This is a genomic window from Frankia sp. CcI156 (genome assembly GCF_001983015.1).
Classification (GTDB): Bacteria; Actinomycetota; Actinomycetes; order Frankiales; family Frankiaceae; genus Frankia; species Frankia casuarinae.
The window spans coordinates 1-3,552 of sequence record NZ_MOMD01000112.1; the positions used below are offsets into that span (position 1 = coordinate 1).

A 3,552-nucleotide genomic window follows, 5' to 3' on the forward strand; every position below is an offset into this window, starting at 1 on the left:
CGGCCTCGCCCGGCCTGCAGGAACCCGCGCGCAAGGCGCTCGCGACCCTGGACCGGGAATGGGACGGGCTGGTCGCCCACCGCGACTACCCCATGATCGGCATGGACAACAACCCGGCGGAAAGGGCGATCAGGGGCCCGGTCGTGACCCGGYGCAACGCCGGCGGCTCCCRCACCGAGGACACCGCCCGCCACGCCGCCACGATCTTCACGRTCACCGCGACCGCCGCGATGCACAACCTGAACCTGCTGACCTACCTGGAGAACTACCTCGACGCCTGCGGCCGGGCCGGCGGCAAGCCGCCGACCGGCGCCGACCTCGACCGGTTCCTGCCCTGGGCCGCCAGCCCCGAGGACCTCACCACCTGGCAACAGCCTCCCGGCTGACCCCGACCCCCGAGACCCCAGCGGAGTGCCCCACGGTCACGCCGCCCACGATCATGCCCCAACGGGATTTCCGAATACGTACAAGAAATTAGGCGGTGGAACCGCAATCAGCGAACGCTCGGCGGCCTTAACGAGCGACTTCTCAAGGTCAGTGAACATCGGACCCAGTAGATTTCTGGCGCTCAGCTTATTGGCAGCGGCAATCGTCTCCGAGAGATACGAAGAACTCAGGCTCTGGGTCAGGACTCCCGCAAGCCGTGCGCCAGCCAGATCCATGGAGGCAATCTTTGCCAAGGAGCTGGTGGCTCCAAGTTCTTTGATGATTGCTTCATATGGCACGGTTGATCCAGCCAGCTGTGCGGCAATTTTCGATATTGAGGAGTTATTGACCGCCAGGGCGTCTCGCATCATTCGAGAAAGCTGCTCATTCATTCCCGTGTAGACGCCGGGCGGCACCCGCAACACGATTTCGCTGAGGCGATCCATATCTTTGGACGCAATCTCAAGTGCGGGATCTTCCTCGTCGTGTTCGTCGGTGCTYATTCTGGCTACTCCTTACTCCTGCACCGACTTTTTCATCGGTAGTCGAACCAGCATACGGCAGGCCGCCCCAGGTGAGGCGGGTACTACGGGTGCAAACCTTGTCTACGTCGCTCAAGCGCCGCTCCGCGGCGACCCGCTCCGCCTCCCTCCGGTCGCCGGCGCGGACGGGCGGACGCAGCCTGAACAACAAATATGTTCACGGCTCCACCACGTTCAGCGTTACGCCGGTTTTCCTACCGATGGCCGTCACCCATTTCTCTAGCACATCCGTCCTGCGTTCCAGCCCCGCCACATCCGCCGCCGTATGCTCAGCCCGCAACACGTAGCCATCCATGGCCGCCAGGAGGTCGCCAAACTTGTCTTCCCGCGCTTGGATAACACCGGCCAGACGTGCTACATCGCCGGTCAGCACGTCTATGGACTTCGCCATATGCTCAAAGCGGCGGTTCGTATCAGCCTGCAACTCATCAAAGCGCTTATCGAGATGCTTAGTTAATTGCCGGATTGCTTCATCGTTCATCGTTTCCTAGTATGCCTCTATTTACTGCGCACTTCAAGATAGAATATCCGGCCTCGCTTGCCCACGGCGGGCGTACTCCCCTTGACTTGTAAGGGGAGGGATGGCATTGSGCTCATTGACGTTTCTTTTGATACCCGATACGCTAGAGCCAGGTTAGTTCTCAGTTGTTCTTGTTCGTAACGGCGCTCCGTTTGCAGACGGGTCGCCGTTTTTCGTGCTTATATGTGGCAGTCAACTGCTACGACGCGCTGGCCGCCGTAGCGTGTTTGGATGTCCTCCAGGCGGTTGGTACGCCACTCCTCCCTCGGCACATCTTCCCTCGTGACGATGCCCCACCATCCCATCTGCCCCTGCTGAATCCACTCACCATCAGGCAGGATAAACGCAAACGGCATGGTATCGGACGTCAGGTTCTTTACGTCCGTCACGTTGTTTTCGATGCTCTCGTGACTTTGCTCGAAATTCAAGCCGTCGTCTTCGCTTTCGGTGGTCAATCCCGTTATCAGCCCATCCCAGCGGCCACCAATACACCACCAGTCCCATTTACTTTTCGGGTTGTAGGTGCTGGGGTACGTTCCAGAACCCTGGCAGTTGTCGCAATCGGGGTCTGGCTTTATGGTCAGCCCTGCGAGCGCCTGTTTCTCTGCCTCCCTCAAGGGCTGGGTGCGCTTGAGCCATGCTTCTTCGGAGTGATCTTCGCGCGSACGCTCGTGGAATGTGTTGCGTAACATCTCCCACGTCAGGCCGGTCTTCTCCGTCGCGATCTCAGAAGCCATATTGTCCGCCCGCCTGGTTCCGCATCCGCAAGGTCTGTTGTAGGCGTCCACCACTATATCTTCGTCGTACGGCTCCATGACCTCGTGTAGGTAGCTTTCCGCATCCTCGGTTTCGATATGGTCGGGGAGAATGACGCCAAGCAGAAAGTGGCTCATAGCGCCACCTCCGCCATTTCCTCGGCCAGCCGCAATAGGGCGGGGTTGGAATTCTCGTCGATGGAGCGGGACGCGCCGTCGAACCAGTCCAGGAAGTGGAACGTGGCGGCCACTACCTGGCCGTTGTCCACCTCCGCATCCATATGCGCTGAGGGGCCACCCCAAAAGAACTCCACCMGCACGAGCCGCCGCGCCGACACCGCCAGCGGCTCCAGTTCCTCGTGTAGCTCCTCCTCGCGGGCGTCGTCGTTTGCCCGTTGCGCCTTCTCCAGGCGTTTGTATCTTCTCCTGTACCAGCGCTCCAGGCTCAAAAGCTGGGCGTCAATACGGTTTTCGCATGTTGCATTTCGATCATCGGACATGGTTGGTTCCTCCATGCCCGGCTCTAGCAATATMAGGTTGTCAAGGTGTAATCAGCCGGTGGCACACTGTTCAGGGCGGGCGCACCAGCGGGACGGGCGCGCTGCCAGGGTGGTGCAACTTCGCTGTACTTCTTTCAAGCGTGTAGCCGGAGCACGGGAGGGGCGTAGGGCAGGGGCGTGCGTCAGAGATCACCTGAGGGAGCGCCACGGAAAACGCCGGTGCCGCGGATTACTAATGAGCGGCTTTCCCGCTAAAATAGACAACAGCCCCAGCAGCGCACCAGATCAAAGGAGATCGGCCCATGCCTGCTCGCCATCAGGTTACTACTGATGTTCATCTAATCTTGCTCCGAAACAACGAAGCCCTGTTCGGCCGTCGCCAGAACACCGGCTACGAGGACGGTGCGTACCACCTGCCCTCCGGCCACCTGGAGGCGGGAGAGTCCGTGGTCACGGCCCTCATTCGGGAGGCCAAAGAGGAAATCGGGGTGACGATCCAGCCGGAGGCGGTGGAGTTCGCGCACATCATGCACAACTCTTCCGGCGGCGGCCGGGCCGCCTTCTTCTTCATCGTCCGGGAGTGGGACGGCGAACCGGTGAACCGGGAGCCGGAGAAGTGCAGCGAACTGGCCTGGTTCCCACTGGATGCCCTGCCGGACCACATGATCGCCTACTGCCGGGCGGCGCTGGAAGACATCGCCGCGGGCCGGTCCTTCTCCGTCTTCGGCTGGTAGCCGTGGCCGGGCCACACCCGGGGCCGGTGGTCTGCGTCAGCTACCTGGCCGCCGCCTCTCTCTGGACAGTGAGCC

6 protein-coding genes are annotated in these 3,552 nt (G+C 61.1%); 2 read left to right on the top strand and 4 right to left on the bottom strand.

Annotation, left to right across the window (positions count from 1 at the left end; genetic code table 11):
• On the top strand, positions 1–386 hold a 386-nt coding region (locus tag CcI156_RS23400), incomplete at its 5' end, for a transposase (protein WP_139341599.1).
• Positions 387–437: 51 nt separating this feature from the next.
• Here CcI156_RS23400 and CcI156_RS25315 read toward each other — a convergent pair.
• From CcI156_RS25315 to CcI156_RS23415, 4 genes are all read right to left on the bottom strand, one after another.
• Positions 438–872 (bottom strand): hypothetical protein, encoded by a 435-nt coding sequence (locus CcI156_RS25315; protein WP_139341600.1) that lies wholly within the window; start codon positions 870–872, stop codon positions 438–440.
• 253 nt (positions 873–1,125) lie between these two features.
• The gene (locus CcI156_RS23405; protein WP_023842236.1) at positions 1,126–1,449 is read right to left on the bottom strand and encodes a hypothetical protein; all 324 of its coding nucleotides are present in this window, start codon (positions 1,447–1,449) and stop codon (positions 1,126–1,128) included.
• A gap of 218 nt (positions 1,450–1,667) precedes the next feature.
• On the bottom strand, positions 1,668–2,381 hold the full coding sequence (locus tag CcI156_RS23410; protein ID WP_076808299.1) for a hypothetical protein: 714 nt from the start codon (positions 2,379–2,381) through the stop codon (positions 1,668–1,670).
• Positions 2,378–2,743 carry a hypothetical protein gene (locus CcI156_RS23415; protein ID WP_139341601.1) on the bottom strand — a complete coding sequence of 122 codons (366 nt, stop codon included), beginning with the start codon at positions 2,741–2,743 and terminating at the stop codon, positions 2,378–2,380. The genes CcI156_RS23410 and CcI156_RS23415 overlap by 4 nt, the downstream gene beginning before the upstream one ends.
• A 302-nt stretch (positions 2,744–3,045) precedes the next feature.
• On the opposite strand from CcI156_RS23415, the gene CcI156_RS23420 reads away from it, so the two are divergent.
• Entirely contained in the window at positions 3,046–3,477 is a 432-nt protein-coding gene (locus tag CcI156_RS23420; protein ID WP_011436946.1) for an NUDIX domain-containing protein, read from the top strand.
• The last annotated feature ends 75 nt before the right edge of the window (positions 3,478–3,552 follow it).